Genomic DNA, 18,074 nt, shown 5'->3' on the forward strand with positions numbered 1-18,074 from the left:
CCGCGGGCCGGGCCGGCGCACGGCCACGGGAGCGGCAGCCGGTCCCGCCGCGCAGAGAGCCCGGCACGGACATACCCCGCTCCATCCCGCGGTCGTACCATCCCTCGCAGGAGGGCTCGCTGCTCACGGCGGTCGAGTACCTGGCGGCGCCTCCTGCCGCCCGGACCGCGGCGGGCGCGGTCGGCCGAGCCGCCATGTCGTAGGGAGCCGGGATTGTCCGATCAGGCGCCAGCCGAGTACCGGATCGAGGATCTGGCCCACCACAGCGGGGCGACCGTACGCACCATCCGCGCGTACCAGGACCGCGGTCTGCTGCCGAAACCGGAGCGGCGGGGCCGTTCCAACGTCTACCGGGACACGCACCTGGCGCGGCTGCGCCAGATCGCGGACCTGCTGGACCGCGGGTACACCCTGGCCTCCATCAAGGAGCTGCTGGAGGCCTGGGACGCGGGGCGCGGGCTGGGCGGCGTACTCGGCCTGGTCGCGGAGGTGCAGGGGCCGTGGACGGACGAGGAGGCCGACCGGATCAGCCGGGAGGACCTCAACGCCCGGTTCGGCGGCCTGCCGGACGACGGGGCGGTGGACGAGGCGTGTGAGCTCGGGGTGCTGGAGCGCATCCCGGGCCGTCCGGACGAGTTCCTCGTGCCCTCACCGCAGGAACTGGCGGTCGCGGCCGAGCTGTACGCGGCCGGGGTGCCCCTCGCGGCGATCACCGGCCATCTGCGGGAGCTGCGCGGACAGGTCGAGCACATCGCCTCGCGCTTCCTGGAGTTCACCACCGAGCACGTCTTCGCCCGCTACCTCGGCCAGGTGCCGCCGACGGACGCGGACGCGGCGGAAGCGGCGACGATGGTGCGCCGGCTGCGGCCCCTGGCCCAGCAGACGGTCGACGCCGAACTGGCGCGCGCCATGAGGCTGTTCGCGACCCGGCACCTCCAGCGCCATCTCGGCGCGCCGGGCGCGGTCCAGCCGACGGGGCCGGCTCCGGTGGCCCTGCCCGCCGGGACGGTACGGGCGGTGCAGGAGCTGGTGGGTCCCGAGCACGTGGCGGAATTCGTCCGGGCCGCGACGGAACGGGAGCTCCAGGCCCGGACGATGAACGACTTGGCCAGCCGGGGCGGCCGGTAATGCTCGATCGGTAGTCCACAGGCGATCCCCTGGGCGAATCGCTCAGATGACGCCGAAACCCGCCGAAACGGCTGTGGACAACTGCCTTTTCCCTGTGGGCAACAGGAGTACCGCGTCAGACGCTCGCTTCGAACCCCGGGCTGGGGCGGGGCATATCGGCCATGGAAGCGGGTGCGTCCGTCTGCCCGGACGCCGTGCGGTCGCGGTCGCGTCCGTAGAGGAACGTGGCCAGGGCGAGCCCGAGGACGCCTCCGGCCAGCTGCGCGGCGACGAACCCGGGCAGCGACTGGGGGGCGATGCCGGTGAAGGAGTCGCTGAAAGCGCGACCGACCGTTCCGGCCGGGTTGGCGAAGGAACTCGACGAGGTGAACCAGATGGCGGCGGCGATGTACGAGGCGACCGCGGCGGGGATGAGCCTCGGACGGCCGATGCGGTCGAGCCCCTGGATGACCAGGACCAGTCCGGCGGTCGCGACGATCTCACCGATCAACAGGTGACCGCCGCCGCGGACCTGGGTGGAGAAGGTCCCCGGAGTGCGGCCGAACATCATCTCGGCCACGACGGCGCCGACGACCGCCCCGACCGTCTGCGCACCGGCATAGGCGAAGGCCTCCCGGGCCGCGAGCCCCTCGCCTCCGGCCCGACGGGCCCACCAGGCGGTGAGGGTGACGACGGGGTTGAGGTGGGCGCCGGACAGGGGCCCGAAGAGGGTGATGAGCAGACCGAGGCCGATGGCCGTGGCCAGCGAGTTGGCGACGAGGGCGACACCGGTGTCGCGACTGAGGGACGCGGCCTGGATACCCGACCCGATCACGACCACGAGCAGGCCCGCGGTGCCGATGAGCTCGGCAGCCGCACGCCGCAGCAGTGAAGCCTTATTTGTCATAGTTTCTCCCTCCGAATGAGCTTCTAGCGGAAAATATATTCCGTATCTTGGAAACTTAATAGAGGGGTGGTCGGCGTACGACGACGCCGCGGGGGCGGAAAATCACTGCGGAGGGCCCGCCCGAGCCATCAAGCTGGGGACATGGATGACCGGCGCACCGTGAAGGTGTCCAAATACGTCTCGAAACACCTGCGGCACCAGCCGGAACGCATCGGACTGACGCTCGACCCGCAGGGCTGGGTGGAGATCGACGACCTCCTCCGCGCCGCGGCGGCCCACCGCTTCCCGTTCAGCCGGGCCGAGCTGGATCACGTCGTCGCCACGAACGACAAACAGCGGTTCACCGTCGACGGCAGCCGCATCAGGGCCAACCAGGGCCACACCGTGGAGGTGGACCTGGACCTGCCGGAGGCGGAACCGCCCGCCTACCTCTATCACGGCACCGTGGCCGCGGCCCTGGACTCGATCCGCGCCAAAGGCCTGCGCCCGATGGGCCGCCACCACGTGCACCTCTCGCCCGACCGCGAGACGGCCACCCGCGTGGGCGCGCGCAGGGGGCGACCCATCGTGCTCCCGGTGGACGCCGGGGCGATGCGCGCGGCCGGGCACGTCTTCCGGGTCAGCGCCAACGGGGTGTGGCTGGCCGACGCCGTGCCGCCGGAGTTCCTGCGCTTCCAGTAGCGGCGCGGAAACTCCGGCGGGGGGGGGTGAGCAACCGGGCGTCAGGCGCCCAGCTGCCCGAGCGCCTCGGTGGCGATCCGTTCGAAGACGGCCTCGTCGGCCGCGAAGTCGGAGTCCGGGATCGGGGCGTGGATGACCAGCTCCGTGAAGCCCAGCTCGCGGTGCCGGCCGGCGAAGTCGACGAACGCGTCCACGGACTCCAGCATGCTGCCGCGCTCCGGGGTGAACCCGGTCAGCAGCACCCGCTCGATGGTTTCGGGCGCCCGCCCGGCCTCGGCCAGGGCCTTCTCCAGCTTGCCGATCTGTCCGCGCAGGGCCTCCAGGGACTGCTCGGGCGTGCCCTCGAAGACCTTAGGGTCACCCGCGGTCACCCAGGCCTGACCGTGCTTCGCGGCGAGCTTCACACCCCGAGGGCCGGTCGCGGCGACGGCGAACGGCAGGCGCGGTCCCTGAACGCACCCGGGGATGTTGCGGGCTTCCTCGGCGGAGTAGAAGGTCCCGTGGTGGGTCACCGCGCTCTCGGTCAGCAGCCGGTCGAGCAGCGGCACGAACTCGGCGAAGCGGTCCGCGCGCTCGCGGGGACTCCACTCCTCCTGTCCCAGCGCGGTCGCGTCGAAGCCGTTGCCGCCCGCACCGATACCGAGCGTGATCCGCCCGCCGGAGATGTCGTCCAGGGACATCAGGTCCTTGGCCAGGGTCACCGGGTGCCGGAAGTTCGGCGAGGTGACCAGCGTGCCCAGGCGGAGCCGGGTCGTGACGGCCGCCGCCGCGGTCAGGGTGGGAACCGCACCGAACCAGGGGCCGTCGCGGAAGGTGCGCCAGGTCAGATGGTCATAGGTGTAGGCCGTGTGGAACCCGAGCCGCTCGGCCCGCTCCCACTGGTCGCGGCCGCCCTCGTGCCACGGACGGACCGGCAGGATCACGGTGCTCAAGCGAAGACTCATGTCACTGAGCCTACGGTGCGAGCCGTCCCCACGCTGTGAGCCACGTTTCACGTGAAACATCTCTGGTCGATCATGGTGAACGAGGGGGAACCCATGGGCGAAGATGGAGCCGTGACCTCGGCTCCCCAGCGCCCGGACGGGCCCTTCCCCGCACCCCGGCTCATCGCCACCGACCTCGACGGCACCCTGCTGCGCGACGACAAATCCGTCTCGCTGCGCACGGTGGCCGCACTCGCCGCCGCCGAGGAGGCCGGGATCGAGGTCTTCTTCGTCACCGGACGCCCGGCCCGCTGGATGGACGTGGTCAGCGACCACGTGCACGGGCACGGCCTGGCGATCTGCGCGAACGGCGCCGCCGTGGTCGACCTGCACGCCGGCCGGGAGTTCGTCCAGGTACGGGCCCTTCCCAGGACCACAGCGCTCACGGTGGTCGAGACCCTGCGCGCCGCCGTCCCCGGAACCTCCTTCGCGGTCGAGACCACCACCGGCATCAACTACGAGCCGGCCTACCCGCCCTTCTTCCAGGACCCGGGGGCCACGGTCGCCACCGCCGAGAAGCTGCTGCGCGAGGAGACGGACGACAGCGCCGCTCCGGTGCTGAAGCTGCTCGCCCACCACGCCGAACTGGCCCCGGACGAGTTCCTCGCCCTGGCCCGGTCGGCCGCCGGGGCCTACGCAACCGTCACCCGCTCCAGCCCGACGGCCCTGCTCGAGATCAGCGAGCTCGGCGTGTCCAAGGCCAGCACCCTGGAGCTGTGCTGCGCCGAGCGCGGTATCTCGCCGGCCGAGGTCGTCGCCTTCGGCGACATGCCCAACGACGTCGAGATGCTGCGCTGGGCAGGAACCTCCTACGCGATGGGCAACGCCCACCCGGACGTGATCGCGGCCGCCTCCGGCCGCACCGTGGCCAACAACGAGGACGGGGTGGCTGTCGTGATCGAGCGCATCCTCGCCGAACGCACCGCGCACGCCTGACCCGCCCGGCCCCTCAGGGAGACGGCTCAGAGCGGGGCCTCCCACACCAGGGCGGTCCCGCCGGAGTCCTCCCCGATACCGGGGCCGTACCAGCTGGAGCCGCCCAGGGACTCGGCCCTGCGACGCAGGTTGCGCAGACCGCTGCGCCGTCCGCCCTCCGGGATCCCCACCCCGTCGTCGGCGACCTCCAGCCGTACCCCGGGCCGCCCGTCGGCCAGGCTGATGGTCGAGTCGACCACCACCTCGATCCGGGACGCGTCCGCATGCCGGAAGGCGTTCGACAGGGCCTCGCGCAGGGCCGCGATCAGGTTCTTGCCGACCAGCTCGCCCACGGCCGCGTCGATCGGGCCGATGAACCGGTGCGCGGGCTTGAAACCGAGCGGCACGGCGGCCATGTTGATCTCCCGCAGGACACGGGTGCGCAGCCCCGACGGGGCCTCCGCGGGGCCCTGCTGGAGCGCGAAGATCGCGGTGCGGATCTCCTGGATCGTCACGTCCAGCTCGTCCACGGCCTTGCCCACACCGTCACGGACCTCCGGAACGATCGAACGGCGCTGCGCTCCCTCCAGCATCATCCCGGTGGCGAACAGCCGCTGGATGACCAGGTCGTGCAGGTCGCGGGCGATCCTGTCGCGGTCCTCGAACACGGCCAGCCGCTCCCGGTCGCGCTGCGCCTCGGCCATCATCAGCGCGAGGGCGGCCTGCGAGGCGAACTGCGTGGCCAGGGTCCGCTCCGCCTCGGTGAAGGGCCTCTTGCCCCGGGCCCGCGGGGTGACGAGCGCCCCCAGCACCCGTCCGCCGCTGTGGAGCGGCAGCATCATGCAGGGCCCGTACTGGCTCGTGAGCCGGCTGATCATGCGGGGATCCGCGGAGGCGTCCTCCACGAAGACCGGTTCGCCCTGGAGGAGTTTGACGACCACCGGACTCTCGGCGGGGATCACCACACCGAGGGAGGTGGCCGGGTTGTCGGCGGAGACGGCGACGATCTCCATCCCGCCCTCCTCCGCCGGCAGCATCACGATCCCCGCCGCCGAGTCGGCGAGGTGGCGGGCCTGTTCGGCGACCACCGCGAGGGCGTCGTCCGCGTCCCCGCCCGACAGCAGGGCGGTCGTGACGGCCACCGAGCCGTCGATCCAGCGCTCCCGCTGGGTGGCGGCCTCGTACAGCCGGGCGTTGCCGATGGCGATGCCCGCCTCCGTGGCCAGGACGCGGACCATGTGGACGTCGTAGTCGTTGAACTCGCCGCCGCCGTTCTTCTCGGCGAGGTAGAGGTTGCCGAAGATCTCCCCCTGCACCCTGATGGGCACGCCGAGGAAGGTCTTCATGGGCGGATGGTGCGGGGGGAAGCCCTCCGAGCGGGGATCCTTCGTCAGGTCGGCGAGCCGCACGGTGTCGGGGTGGGAGATCAGCGCACCCAGCAGGCCCCGCTTGCCGTCGGGCCGGTGGCCGATCCGCCTCGCCTGTGCGGGGCCGAGCCCGAAGGTCACGAAGTCCGAGAGCCCGGGACCGTCCGTGTCGACCACGCCGATCGCCGCGTAGCGGGCGTCGGCGAGCTCGGCGGCCGTCTCGCAGATCCGGTCGAGCGTGGAGTGCAGTTCGAGCCCGGTCCCGACGGAACGCATGGCCTCCAGCAGTTGCGGCACCCGGGCGGTCAGCTCGGTGGACAACCCCTGCAAGCTGCGGGTGGCCCGGGTGGCGGCCTCCATCGGGTCCTGCACTTCCCCGGCGGGCTCCGGCGATTCCTGGGACTCCTCCACTGACATGGTCTTGAGCCTAGTTAGTCCCGTTTAGGAGGGAAAGTCAGCTCGTACAGTCGGCCGGAATCGCACCTGCCCGCCGCTCGCGCTCCAGCAGGTCGCGCAGCGGGCCCTCGACAGCCGCCAGCTCCGCGTACGGCCCCCGCTGCACGACCGCTCCCCGGTCCAGCACGAGGACCTCGTCGACCGCCTCCAGCCCGGCGAGCCGGTGGGTGATCAGCACGGTGGCCCGGCCCTCGGTCGCCGCCAGCAGGTCCGCCGTCAGGGCGTCCGCGGTCGCCAGGTCCAGGTGCTCGGCCGGCTCGTCCAGGACGAGGACGGGGAAGTCCGCGAGCAGGGCCCGAGCCAGGGCGAGGCGCTGGCGCTGGCCGCCCGAGAGCCGCTGCCCGTGCTCGCCGACCAGCGTGTCGATCCCGTCGGGGAGGCCGTCGGCCCACTCCAGCAGCCGGGCCGCGGCGAGCGCTTCCCGCAGCTGCGCCTCGCTCGCGCCGGTACGCGCGAGACGCAGGTTCTCGCGTACCGAACTGTCGAAGATGTGGGCGTCCTGGGCGCACAGGCCCACCAAGCGGCGTACGCCGTCGCCGTCGAGGGTGCGCGCGTCCGTCCCGCCCAGGGTGTAGGCGCCGTCGCGCGGGTCCAGGAACCGCAGCAGGACCTGGGCCAGCGTGGTCTTGCCCGAGCCCGAGGGCCCGATGACGGCGATGCGCCGACCGGCCTCCAGGGTCAGGTCCAAGCCGTGCAGGGCGTCCCGCTCCTGACCGCCGTGCCGGGCGGCGAGTCCCGTCAGCCGCAGCGGGAACGGAGACGAGGGCGGCTCCTGCGGATCGGCCGGTTCGGCGACGGGCTCGGGCGCGTCGATGACCTCGTACACCCGCTCGGCGCTGCGCCGCACCCGCTGGCGGTACTGGACCGCCAGCGGCAGCCCGGAGACCGCCTCGAACGCGGCGAGCGGGGTCAGTACCACCACCGCCATGGCCACGCCGGACAGCCGTCCGTCCGCCACGGCCCCCGCACCGGCGAACGCGGCGCACACCACGGTGAGCCCGCACACCAGGGCGGACAGCCCGCCGCCCAGTCCGGCGGCCGCAGCCCCGCGCGAGGCGATCCGGGTGAGCACCCCGTCGGCCTCCCGCGCACGGTCCTTCCGGCCGGCGAGGGCCCCGGCGACGGTGAGTTCGGCGGTACCCGTCAGCAGATCGGCCACCCGGGTGGCGAGCTCGCCCCGGGCGGGCGCGAGCCGTCGCTCCGCACCGCGTGCACAGGCCCCGCTGACCAGCGGAACCCCGACCCCGGCCACGAGCAGACCCGCCGCGAGCACCAGGCCCGCCTCCGGCAGCAGCCAGGCCGTGAAAGCCACCGAGCCGGTACCGACCAGCAACGCGGTGCCGACCGGCAGCAGCCAACGCAGCCAGTAGTCCTGGAGGGCGTCGGCGTCGGCCACCAGCCGGGAGAGCAGGTCCCCGCGCCGCTGCTCGCGCAGCCCGGCGGGCGCGACCCGCTCCAGCCGCCGGTACACCACGACCCTGAGGTCGGAGAGCATCCGCAGGACGGCGTCGTGCGACACCAGGCGCTCGGCGTAGCGGAAGACGGCCCGGCCGAGCCCGAAGGCGCGGGTCGCCGTGACGGCCACCATCAGGTACAGCACGGGCGGCTGCTCGGACGCCCGGGAGATCAGCCACCCGGACACGGCCATCAGGCCGACGCTGCAGCCGACGGCCAGCGCTCCGAGCAGCAGACCCAGCCGGAACCGGCCCTGCCAGGCCGCGGCCACGGCCCGCACCCGGCGCAGCGGGTCGCCGCCGCCCGAGTCCGCGCCCCCGCCGTCGGTCCGCTCCCGGGCGGCCCCGAGGATCCACTCACCGGGGTCGGACATTCCCGCCGAGGTGCGCGGGGCGGTTCCGGGGGCCGGCACCGCCAGCGCACCCTCCCCGGAACCGTCCGTGATGCCCTCGCCGACCGCCACCACCCGGTCGGCGACGGCCAGCAGTGCCGGCCGGTGCACCACGAGGAGCACGGTCCGCCCGGCCGCGAGACGCCGTACGGCTTCCACGACGGCGCCCTCGGTCTCCCCGTCCAGTGCCGCCGTCGGCTCGTCCAGCAGCAGCACCGGCCGGTCCGCGAGGAAGGCCCGGGCCAGGGCCAGCCGCTGGCGCTGTCCGGCGGACAGGCCGGCGCCGCCCTCGCCGAGCGGGGTCTGCGTCCCGCGCGGCAGGGCCGAGACGAACTCCCAGGCCCCGGCGTCGCGCAGGGCCGCTTCCACCGCCTCGTCGCCGGCGCCGGGCCGGGCGAGGCGGACGTTCTCGGCGATGGTCCCGGCGAACAGGTGCGGCCGCTGCGGCACCCAGGCGTTCTGCTCCCGCCACTGCTCGAGGGAGAGGTCGGCCAGGTCGGTGCCGCCGACGCGCACCCGCCCGGACGTCGGCGTGACGAACCCGAGCAGCACGTTCAGAAGGGTGGACTTGCCCGCCCCGCTCGGGCCGGTGAGCGCCACGCACTCGCCCGGCCCGACGGCCAGGGACACGGGCCCGGGGGAGGAGGTGGCGCGCCCCTCGTGGCGGACCTCGACCGCGTCGAGCTCGATGACCGGTCCGCCGGCGGGAACGGGGGCCCCGGCGCCCGCCTCGGGGGCCGGTGTCTCGAGCACGCTGAAGATCTCCTCGGCCGCGGCCAGTCCTTCGGCGGCCGCGTGGTACTGGGCGCCGACCTGGCGCAGGGGCAGATAGGCCTCCGGCGCGAGGATCAGGATGACGAGGCCCGTGTAGAGGTCGAGTTCGCCGTGCACGAGCCGCATCCCGATGGTCACCGCGACGAGGGCCACCGACAGGGTGGCGAGCAGTTCGAGGGCGAAGGAGGAGAGGAAGGCGATGCGCAGCGTGCGCATCGTGGCCTGGCGGTAGTCGTCGGTGATCCTGCGGATCGATGCGGCCTGCGCCTTGGCCCGGCCGAAGACCTTCAGCGTCGGCAGCCCCGCCACCACGTCGAGGAAGTGCCCCGACAGCCGGGACAGCAGCCGCCACTGGCGGTCCATCCGGCTCTGGGTGGCCATGCCGATGAGGATCATGAACAGCGGGATCAGCGGCAGGGTGACGACGATGATGGCCGCCGACACCCAGTCCTCGGTGACGATCCGTGCGAGGACCGCCGCCGGCACCACCACCGCGAGCCCCAGCTGGGGGAGGTAGCGGGAGAAGTAGTCGTCGAGCGCGTCCACTCCCCGGGTGGCCAGGGAGATTAGCGAACCGGTGCGCTGCCCGCCGAGCCAGCCGGGCCCGAGGTCAGCGGCCCGCTCCAGCAGCCGGCCCCGCAGCTCCGACTTGACGGCCGCGCCGGCCCGGTGCGCTGCCAGTTCGGTGAGCCAGGCGATCAGGGCGCGCCCGAGCGCCACCGCCGCGAGCAGCAGCAGTGGCGTCCGGAGCGCCCCCGCGTCGAGTCCCCGCTCGAAGGCGCCGACCACGATCTCGGCGATCAGCATCGCCTGGCCGACGACCAGCCCCGCCCCGGCTAGCCCGAGGGCCACCACCGCCCCCAGGAAGAGGCGGGTGGAACGGGCGTACCGGAGCAGGCGCGGGTCGATCGGTTTCACGTGAAACATCCCCTCGGCAGGGTCGGGCGGGGTGACGCGCGCGGATCAGTGCGCGTCGGCGATGTGCTGCGTACCGATCCGCTTGCGGAACACCCAGTACGTCCAGCCCTGGTAGAGCATCACCAGCGGGGCCGCCACACCGGCGCACCAGGTCATGATCTTCAGGGTGTACGGGGTGGACGAGGCGTTGGTGACCGTGAGGCTCCATGCCGCGTCCAGCGAGGACGGCATGACGTTCGGGAACAGTGTCAGGAAGAGCATCGCGACGGCCGCCGCGATGGTGATCCCGGACAGGGCGAACGACCAGCCCTCACGTCCGGCCAGGTTGCAACCGATCGCTGCGACCAGCGCGATCACCGCGACGGCCATGGCGATCAGGCTGCGGCCGTCACCGCGAGAGACCTGGGTCCAGATCAGGAAGGCCAGGGCCAGCACGGCCGTCACCACGCCGAGCCGGGTGGCCAGTGCGCGCGAGCGGTCCCGGATGTCACCGACGGTCTTGAGCGAGGCGAACACCGCGCCGTGGAAGGTGAACAGCGTGAGGGTGACCAGCCCGCCGAGGAGCGAGTACACGTTGAGCAGGTCGAAGAGGCTTCCGACGTACTCCATGTGCTGGTCGATCTTCACTCCGCGCACCATGTTGGCGAAGGCCACCCCCCACAGGAACGCGGGGATCAGCGAGGTCCAGAAGATGGCGTGTTCCCAATTGGTCTGCCACCTGTCCTCGGACCGCTTGTGCCGGTACTCGAAGGCGACGCCGCGGATGATCAGGCAGACCAGGATGAGCAGCAGCGGCAGGTAGAAGCCGGAGAAGAGCGTGGCGTACCACTCGGGGAAGGCGGCGAAGGTGGCACCGCCCGCGGTGAGCAGCCAGACCTCGTTGCCGTCCCAGACGGGGCCGATCGTGTTGATCAGGACCCGCTTCTCGGCGCGGTCGCGGGCGAGGAGCTTGGTGAGTACGCCGATGCCGAAGTCGAAGCCCTCCAGGAAGAAGTAGCCGGTCCACAGGACGGCGATGAGTACGAACCAGACGTCGTGAAGCTGCATGGTGTGCTCCTTCCTGCCTCAGTACGAGAAGGCCATCGGCCGGTCGGCGTTCTTGTCGTCCCCGCCGACCTTGGTGGGCGGGTTGAGGTCGGCCTCCGTCAGCTCGGGCGGGCCGGCCTTGACGTACTTCACCATCAGCCTGACCTCGATCACGGCGAGCACCGCGTAGAGCAGCGTGAAGCCGATCATCGAGGTGAGCACCTCACCCTGCGAGACGTTGGGCGAGACCGCGTCCCTGGTGCGCAGCACCCCGTAGACCACCCACGGCTGGCGGCCCATCTCGGTGAAGATCCAGCCCCAGGAGTTGGCGAGCAGCGGGAAGCACATGGTCCAGAGCGCGACGAGCCAGTACAGCTGCGCGAACCGCGGGCTGAGCGCCTTTTTGAAGAGGACGAGATGGGGGACCTCGTCCTCTGCGGTGCGCAGCCCGGGCGGCAGCAGGAAGCGCTTGCGGGTCAGCCACAGCCCCAGCACGCCGATGCCGAGGGAGGCCATGCCGAAGCCGATCATCCAGCGGAAGCCCCAGTAGGCGACGGGGATGTTCGGCCGGTAGTCACCGGGGCCGAACTTCTCCTGTTCGGCCTTGTTGACGTCGTTGATGCCCGGGACGAAGGAGTCGAAGTCGCTGTTCGCGAGGAACGAGAGCACGCCCGGGATCTCTATGGCCACCTTGTTGTGGCCCTTGTCGACGTCGCCGTAGGCGAAGACGGAGAAGGGCGCGGGGGCCTCGCCGTCCCAGAGGGCCTCGGCGGCGGCCATCTTCATGGGCTGCTGCTTGAACATCACCTTGCCGAGCATGTCGCCGCTGATGGCGGTGCCCATACCGGCGATGATCATGACGACCAGGCCGACCCGCAGCGAGCTGCGCATCACGGGGATGTGCTTCTTGCGCGCGAGGTGGAAGGCGGAGATGCCGACCATGAAGGCGCCGCCGACCAGGAAGGCGGCCGTGATGGTGTGGAAGAACTGGGTGAGCGCGGTGTCCTGGGTGAGGACGCGCCAGAAGTCGGTGAGCTCGGCCCGGCCCCGCTCCTCGTTCATCCGGTAACCCACCGGGTGCTGCATCCACGAGTTCGCGGCGAGGATGAAGTACGCGGACAGGACGGTACCGAGGGAGACCATCCAGATGCAGGCCAGGTGGATCTTCTTCGGCAGCTTGTCCCAGCCGAAGATCCACAGGCCGATGAAGGTCGACTCGAAGAAGAAGGCGATCAGCGCTTCGAAGGCCAGCGGCGCCCCGAAGATGTCTCCCACGAACCGCGAGTAGTTCGACCAGTTCATGCCGAACTGGAACTCCTGCACGATGCCGGTGACCACACCCATCGCGATATTGATCAAGAAAAGCTTGCCCCAGAACTTCGTGGCTCTGAGGTATTTCTCCTTCTCGGTCCGCACCCAGGCGGTCTGCAGGCCGGCGGTCAGCGCGGCGAGCGAGATCGTGAGCGGAACGAAGAGGAAGTGGTAGACGGTGGTGATGCCGAACTGCCAGCGCGCCAATGTCTCAGGCGCCAAAGCTAGGTCCACGTCGTCTTCTCCTTGTCGTCGCCGTGGTCACAGCGGGCAGTCTGCCTGGCGGGTTCCTCCCATAGCGGGAGGAAGCAGGACACGCTTGTGAACGCGTTCACATTCACAAGCATTATGTCCTACCGTCGGTGGCCGGAAACGGGCGGGGTCCCCTTCGGGGGTTGCGCCACCCCGGACCCCTAGCCAAGAAATTCAACAGATTGTTGAATGTGGCCATGCAGATTCGAATCTCATGGCCTGCGGGCCTGCTCACCGCAACCCTCGACGAGACCCCGACCAGCAAGGCGCTGGCGGCGGCCCTCCCGATCTCCGCCTCCGCGAACACCTGGGGCGAGGAGGTCTACTTCGACACGGGCGTCTCCGTGGATCTGGAACACGACGCCCGGCAGGTCGTGGAGCCCGGCACCGTCGCCTTCTGGACCGAGGGCGACGCCCTCGCCCTGCCCTACGGGCCCACGCCCATCTCGCGCGGAGGCGAGAGCCGCCTGGCGAGCCCCTGCAACGTGCTCGGCTCGTTCGACGGCGACCCCCGCCTCCTGGCCACCATCCGTGACGGTGACCCCATCCGTGTGGAACTGGTCTGACGACCACCGCTCCTTTACGGGCTCACAGCTCCTTGAAGAAGGCCTCCGCCGTGTGCAGGAAGAGGTCGTTCGCCTCGGTCTCACCGATCGTGACCCGAAGGCCCTCGCCCGCGAAGGGCCGGACCACCACACCGGCCTTCTCGCAGGCCGCCGCGAACTCGGCGGTCCGCTCCCCCAGCCGCATCCAGACGAAGTTGGCCTGCGTGTCCGGGACCGTCCAGCCCTGGGCCAGCAGCGTCTCGTGCACCCGGTTGCGCTCGCACACGAGCGCCCCGACGCGCCCCATCAGCTCGTCCTCGGCGCGCAGCGAGGCGACCGCCGCGTCCTGGGCCAGCTGGCTGACACCGAAGGGCACGGCCGTCTTGCGCAGCGCCGCCGCGACCGGCTCGTGCGCCACCGCGAAGCCCACGCGCAGCCCGGCCAGGCCGTAGGCCTTGGAGAACGTACGCAGCACGGCGACGTTGGGGCGGTCGCGGTAGAGCTCGATGCCGTCCGGCACGTCGGTGTCCCGGACGAACTCCCGGTAGGCCTCGTCCAGCACCACCAGCACGTCGGAGGGCACGCGGTCCAGGAACCGCTCCAGCTCGGCCCGGCGTACCGCGGTGCCGGTCGGGTTGTTGGGATTGCAAACGAAGATCAGCCGCGTCCGCTCGGTGATCGCCGCGGCCATCGCGTCCAGGTCGTGGACGTCGCCGTCGGTCAGCGGGACCCGCACCGACGTGGCGCCGGAGATCTGCGTGATGATCGGGTAGGCCTCGAACGACCGCCAGGCGTACATGACCTCGTCGCCCAGGCCGGCGGTCGACTGGATCAGCGACTGGGCCACGCCCACCGAACCGGTGCCCGTGGCGATGTGCTCGGCCGGCACGCCGAACCGTTCCGCCAGTTCGTTCACCAGGCCGGTGCAGGCCATGTCCGGGTAGCGGTTGAAGCGGCCGGCGGCCGCCACCGCGGTCTCCAGGACCCCCGGCAGCGGCGGGTAGGGGTTCTCGTTCGAGGACAGCTTGAAAGCGACCGCTCCGCCCTCGGCGGCGGGCTTGCCGGGCTTGTAGGTGGGGATGCCGTCCAGCTCGGGGCGCAGCTTCGGGCTCTTCTCGCTCACCGCAGGTCCTCCTCGACCGTCCCGTCGACGTCTCCGTCGACTCAATACTGCTCACCTTATGAGGATTCCGCCGATCCGAGAATGGCGGGCGCCAGGAACACAGGGGGAGCGCGCGCATATATGCGCGCGCCGGTGGCCCGCGCCGTGGCGCGCGTCCCTCGTGCAGGTGAGTTGCGACCGGTCCGGGGCCGCCGCGTTTTGGCATGCTCGTACCCGCCGACAAGCCCCACCCTTGGTTCAAATCACCAAATACCTTCAATTCCAAGGTCATTGGGGGTGGCGAACCAAGCAGAATCGTGCCTGTCAACCCGTGCATATGCACCTGAACCGCCCACCCCTCCGAGCCCTACTATCGGCTCGCCATGACAGCAGCAGGGAAGCATCACGTGAGCCGGGCCGAGACCACCCGGCGGGTCGGCGGGCGACAGGGCCGCGCCGGCATCAGGGACGTGGCCGCCGCGGCGGGCGTGTCCATCACAACCGTCTCCGACGCGCTCAATGGCAAGGGGCGGCTGCCGGACGCCACCCGCCGCCACGTCCGCGAGGTGGCCGACCGGCTGGGCTACCGGCCCTCCGCCGCCGCCCGAACCCTCCGTACCGGAAAGTCGGGCCTCATCGGCCTGACCGTGACGACGTACGGGGATGAACCTTTCACCTTCACCGAATTCGCCTACTTCGCCGAGATGGCGCGGGCCGCGACCTCCGCCGCCCTCGCCCGCGGCTACGCCCTCGTCATCCTCCCGGCCACCTCCCGGCACGACGTCTGGTCCAACGTGGCCCTCGACGGCACCGTCGTCATCGACCCCTCGGACCACGATCCGGTGGTCAGCGAGCTCGTCCGCCAGGGCCTGCCCGTGGTCTCCGACGGCCGGCCCGCCGGAACCCTCCCCGTGACCGCCTGGGTCGACAACGACCACGAGGCCGCCGTGCTGGGCCTGCTCGACCACCTCGCCGCCGCCGGGGCCCGCCGCATCGGGCTGCTGACCGGCACCACCACGGACACCTACACCCGCCTCTCCACGACCGCCTACCTCAGCTGGTGCGAACGCGTCGGCCAGGACCCGGTGTACGAGTCCTACCCCGCACACGACCCCTGCGCCGGCGCCGTCGCCGCCGACCGGCTCCTGGCCCGGCCCGACCGTCCCGACGCCGTCTACGGCCTCTTCGACCCGAACGGCACCGACCTCCTCGCCGCCGCCCGCCGCTACGGGCTGCGGGTCCCCGAGGACCTGCTCCTGGTCTGCTGCAGCGAGTCCACCGTCTACGCGAACACCGAGCCGCCCATCACCACCCTCTCCCTCAAGCCGCGCCGCATCGGGACGGCCGTCGTCCAGCTGCTGATCGACGCGATCGAGGGGGTCGACACGGGACGTCCCGTCGAACAGGTCGTCCCGACCGAGCTGATCATCCGCACGTCCTCACAGCGCAGAACCCCCCGGACCACCGTCAGCCCACCGCGCTCGCCCTCCCAGGACTGACCACCTGACCGCCAGATCGGCGGGGCCAACGGCCCCGCCGACGATTTCAACAACCCCTATATCGGGCGAAAACGGCAGGAAGGTTTGGTTCCGCCCAGGATTCACCACCCCTGGTGCGTCACAGAGCGCGAGCCGCATTCCTATGATGGGCGCACGACATCACGGACCCTCCGCCCCAGAGGTGCGCAGGGTCCGCAGGTGTACGGCAGCGCGACGGTGGTGGAGGGGTCGATGACTCAGGGGGCCGGTCAGGGACCCGCGATGCGGACGGACACGCTGCGGGACTTCCGGGTGCCCGTCAACGAACCCGCGCCGTACGCCGTGTCCGCCGGCCTGCCCGGGGAGACGCCCGTGTACGGCGAGTACCCCGCGTACTACACCCCGGAGACCGTTCCGCAGCAGCGCACGGGCGAGGCCGCGCATCCGGAGTTCCCCGCCGCCGGGCCCGAGGACGGCCTCGACGGCTACACCCCGACCCAGCGCGACCTGCCCGTCATCGGGCGCGGCGCGATGGGCGGGCCCGGTGACACCGTCCAGGTCCAGTACGTCCCGCAGGAGGCCCCGGGCGCCGGTCCCGGCCCTCTCTACGTCGTGGGCGACGTCCACGGGTACCTCGACGAGCTCATCCACGAGCTCCAGGCGCAGAACCTGATCGACGCCGACTGCCACTGGTCCGCCGGCAACGCCCGGATCTGGTTCCTCGGCGACTTCACCGACCGTGGCCCCGACGGCATCGGCGTCATCGACCTCGTCATGCGCCTGTCCGCGGAGGCCGCCGCGGCCGGGGGCTACTGCAAGGCCCTGATGGGCAATCACGAGCTGCTGCTCATCGGCGCGAAGCGGTTCGGCGACACGCCCGTGAACTCCGGCGCCGGCACGGCCACCTTCCAGGCCGCCTGGCTGCTCAACGGCGGTCAGCGCGCCGACATGGAGCGCCTCGAGGACGTCCACCTGCAGTGGATGTCCCGGCTGGACGCGGCCACACTGGCGGACGGGCACCTGCTGCTGCACTCCGACACCACCGCCTACCTGGACTACGGCGACTCCATCGAGGACGTCAACGACACCATCCACGAACTGCTCAACCGGCACGACGCCGACATCACGTGGGACCTGTTCCGGAAGTTCACCAAGCGCTTCGCCTTCCGCGACGAGGAGATGGGCCCGCAGGCCGTGCGCCAGCTGCTGGGCACCTACGGCGGCAGCCGCGTCGTCCACGGCCACAGCCCCATCCCGTACCTGCTCGGCGAGGTGGGCACCGAGGACGGCGACGAGGCGCACGGGCCGGAGGCCGTTGACGGACCGCACGTGTACGCGGACGGACTGGCCATCGCGATGGACGGCGGCGTGACGATGGCGGGCAAACTGCTGGTCCAACAACTGCCGCTGCGCGACTGAGCGTTCACTGAGCGGGGTATTTCCCGAAAGTCCCTGTCACCCCATGGCCGGGGCGCTCTACCATCGCCCTGTCCGTAGCAGGCTCTCCTCCGTTTCGGGCCGGCGCCCGGTTCTACGCGGGCAAACCGGCTCGTACGGAGCATCGGGGGATGCACATGACCAGCGGTCCGCACCTGCTCACCGAAGACCGACCCGAGTTCGACCGCCTCCTCGACGAGGCACTGCGCACGGCGGACGAACGGCCCGAACTCGCCGCCCTCGGCGAACGGCTGAACGCCGAACAGCTGCGCACGATGGCCCTGAGCGCCATCGCACTCCTGACCGCCGCCGCGGCCGCCGAGTACGCCCACTACGTGAAGGTCCGGGAGGAACTGCGCGACGAGGTCCTGTCGGGCCGCGCGAACACCGACGAATACACCGCCGATGGCGGCGACGGGCAGGGCGACGGCGGGGGCGCGGGCGTGAGCGCCGTGGTGGCCGTCCTCGCCCCGGTACTGGCGGGCACCGCCATGCTGATTTTCCTGCTGGTGGGCTACTGCCTGAAGGCCATCGACCCCGAACCCGCCTTCGCACGGACGATGCTGACGGCCGGCTGGCTGTTCGGCGGGCTCACCGTGGTCGCGCTCGTCTTCGCGGTGGTCTCGCTCCTGGTGGCGGCGCTCCGCAACAGCTCCACGGAAGTGGCCGCGGAGGAGAGCGTGCCGATACCGGACGATCTCGCGCGGGCCCGGGAGGCCTGGCGCAACGCGCTGCTGGAGCGGGGCATCATGCCGTTCCTGCGTGACGCGCTGGCCGACCCCACCGCCGGGACGGGCTACCCCGTGCCCCGGACGCCGGGGGCCGGGCGCATCCCCCAGCTGGGATACACCCGGCCCGACTTCAGCAGCCCGTCCGACGGCGCACCGGGCGCGCGGCCCGGCTACTCCAGCCCGGACTTCACCAGCCCGGACTTCGGCGGTCCGGAGCAGCGTCCGGACTGAGGGGTCG

Annotated in this window: 14 protein-coding genes; 7 read left to right on the top strand and 7 right to left on the bottom strand. The window is 71.5% G+C overall.

Going from position 1 to position 18,074, the window contains the following annotated elements; translation table 11 throughout:
• Window positions 1–213: 213 nt before the first annotated feature.
• The gene (locus tag ACFVXK_RS00945; RefSeq protein WP_389609097.1) at window positions 214–1,128 is read left to right on the top strand and encodes a MerR family transcriptional regulator; all 915 of its coding nucleotides are present in this window, start codon (window positions 214–216) and stop codon (window positions 1,126–1,128) included.
• A 115-nt stretch (window positions 1,129–1,243) separates the two neighbouring features.
• Here ACFVXK_RS00945 and ACFVXK_RS00950 read toward each other — a convergent pair whose 3' ends face one another.
• A complete protein-coding gene (locus ACFVXK_RS00950; RefSeq protein ID WP_389609099.1) occupies window positions 1,244–2,014 on the bottom strand; it encodes an aquaporin in 771 nt (256 codons plus the stop codon).
• A 141-nt stretch (window positions 2,015–2,155) separates the two neighbouring features.
• Here ACFVXK_RS00950 and ACFVXK_RS00955 point away from each other — a divergent pair, with 141 nt between their 5' ends.
• On the top strand, window positions 2,156–2,695 hold the full coding sequence (locus ACFVXK_RS00955; protein ID WP_389609101.1) for an RNA 2'-phosphotransferase: 540 nt from the start codon (window positions 2,156–2,158) through the stop codon (window positions 2,693–2,695).
• A gap of 41 nt (window positions 2,696–2,736) precedes the next feature.
• Here the strand turns inward: ACFVXK_RS00955 and ACFVXK_RS00960 are convergent, their stop codons facing one another.
• Complete coding sequence (locus tag ACFVXK_RS00960; RefSeq protein WP_389609103.1) at window positions 2,737–3,639, bottom strand: LLM class flavin-dependent oxidoreductase; 903 nt, start codon at window positions 3,637–3,639, stop codon at window positions 2,737–2,739.
• Window positions 3,640–3,732: 93 nt separating this feature from the next.
• On the opposite strand from ACFVXK_RS00960, the gene ACFVXK_RS00965 reads away from it, so the two are divergent.
• Window positions 3,733–4,614, top strand: coding sequence for a Cof-type HAD-IIB family hydrolase (locus ACFVXK_RS00965; protein ID WP_358891519.1), 882 nt, complete (start codon window positions 3,733–3,735; stop codon window positions 4,612–4,614).
• A gap of 26 nt (window positions 4,615–4,640) precedes the next feature.
• Here ACFVXK_RS00965 and ACFVXK_RS00970 read toward each other — a convergent pair whose 3' ends face one another.
• The 4 genes from ACFVXK_RS00970 to ACFVXK_RS00985 are packed head-to-tail and all read right to left on the bottom strand — an operon-like array spanning window position 4,641 to window position 12,525.
• Window positions 4,641–6,377: a GAF domain-containing sensor histidine kinase gene (locus tag ACFVXK_RS00970; RefSeq protein ID WP_389609104.1), complete on the bottom strand. Its 1,737-nt coding sequence runs from the start codon at window positions 6,375–6,377 to the stop codon at window positions 4,641–4,643.
• 37 nt (window positions 6,378–6,414) lie between these two features.
• A complete protein-coding gene (cydD, locus tag ACFVXK_RS00975) occupies window positions 6,415–9,954 on the bottom strand; it encodes a thiol reductant ABC exporter subunit CydD (RefSeq protein WP_389609106.1) in 3,540 nt (1,179 codons plus the stop codon).
• Window positions 9,955–9,999: 45 nt separating this feature from the next.
• The gene (cydB, locus tag ACFVXK_RS00980) at window positions 10,000–11,001 is read right to left on the bottom strand and encodes a cytochrome d ubiquinol oxidase subunit II (RefSeq protein WP_389609108.1); all 1,002 of its coding nucleotides are present in this window, start codon (window positions 10,999–11,001) and stop codon (window positions 10,000–10,002) included.
• A gap of 18 nt (window positions 11,002–11,019) precedes the next feature.
• Complete coding sequence (locus tag ACFVXK_RS00985; RefSeq protein ID WP_389609110.1) at window positions 11,020–12,525, bottom strand: cytochrome ubiquinol oxidase subunit I; 1,506 nt, start codon at window positions 12,523–12,525, stop codon at window positions 11,020–11,022.
• A 215-nt stretch (window positions 12,526–12,740) separates the two neighbouring features.
• On the opposite strand from ACFVXK_RS00985, the gene ACFVXK_RS00990 reads away from it, so the two are divergent.
• Window positions 12,741–13,109 carry a cyclophilin-like fold protein gene (locus ACFVXK_RS00990; RefSeq protein ID WP_389609111.1) on the top strand — a complete coding sequence of 123 codons (369 nt, stop codon included), beginning with the start codon at window positions 12,741–12,743 and terminating at the stop codon, window positions 13,107–13,109.
• Between the two features lie 22 nt (window positions 13,110–13,131).
• Here the strand turns inward: ACFVXK_RS00990 and hisC are convergent, their stop codons facing one another.
• Window positions 13,132–14,211, bottom strand: coding sequence for a histidinol-phosphate transaminase (gene hisC / locus ACFVXK_RS00995; RefSeq protein WP_389609113.1), 1,080 nt, complete (start codon window positions 14,209–14,211; stop codon window positions 13,132–13,134).
• 362 nt (window positions 14,212–14,573) lie between these two features.
• Between hisC and ACFVXK_RS01000 the strand changes: the two genes are divergently transcribed.
• The 3 genes from ACFVXK_RS01000 (at window position 14,574) to ACFVXK_RS01010 (ending at window position 18,067) form a co-directional block, all read left to right on the top strand.
• Window positions 14,574–15,689, top strand: a complete 1,116-nt coding sequence (locus tag ACFVXK_RS01000; RefSeq protein ID WP_389609115.1) for a LacI family DNA-binding transcriptional regulator — start codon at window positions 14,574–14,576, stop codon at window positions 15,687–15,689.
• A gap of 216 nt (window positions 15,690–15,905) precedes the next feature.
• On the top strand, window positions 15,906–17,087 hold the full coding sequence (locus ACFVXK_RS01005) for a metallophosphoesterase (RefSeq protein ID WP_389609193.1): 1,182 nt from the start codon (window positions 15,906–15,908) through the stop codon (window positions 17,085–17,087).
• A gap of 149 nt (window positions 17,088–17,236) precedes the next feature.
• Entirely contained in the window at window positions 17,237–18,067 is an 831-nt protein-coding gene (locus tag ACFVXK_RS01010) for a hypothetical protein (protein WP_389609117.1), read from the top strand.
• The last annotated feature ends 7 nt before the right edge of the window (window positions 18,068–18,074 follow it).

Origin of the sequence: Streptomyces sp. NPDC058157 (genome assembly GCF_042884105.1) — a bacterium.
Taxonomy (GTDB): domain Bacteria; phylum Actinomycetota; class Actinomycetes; order Streptomycetales; family Streptomycetaceae; genus Streptomyces.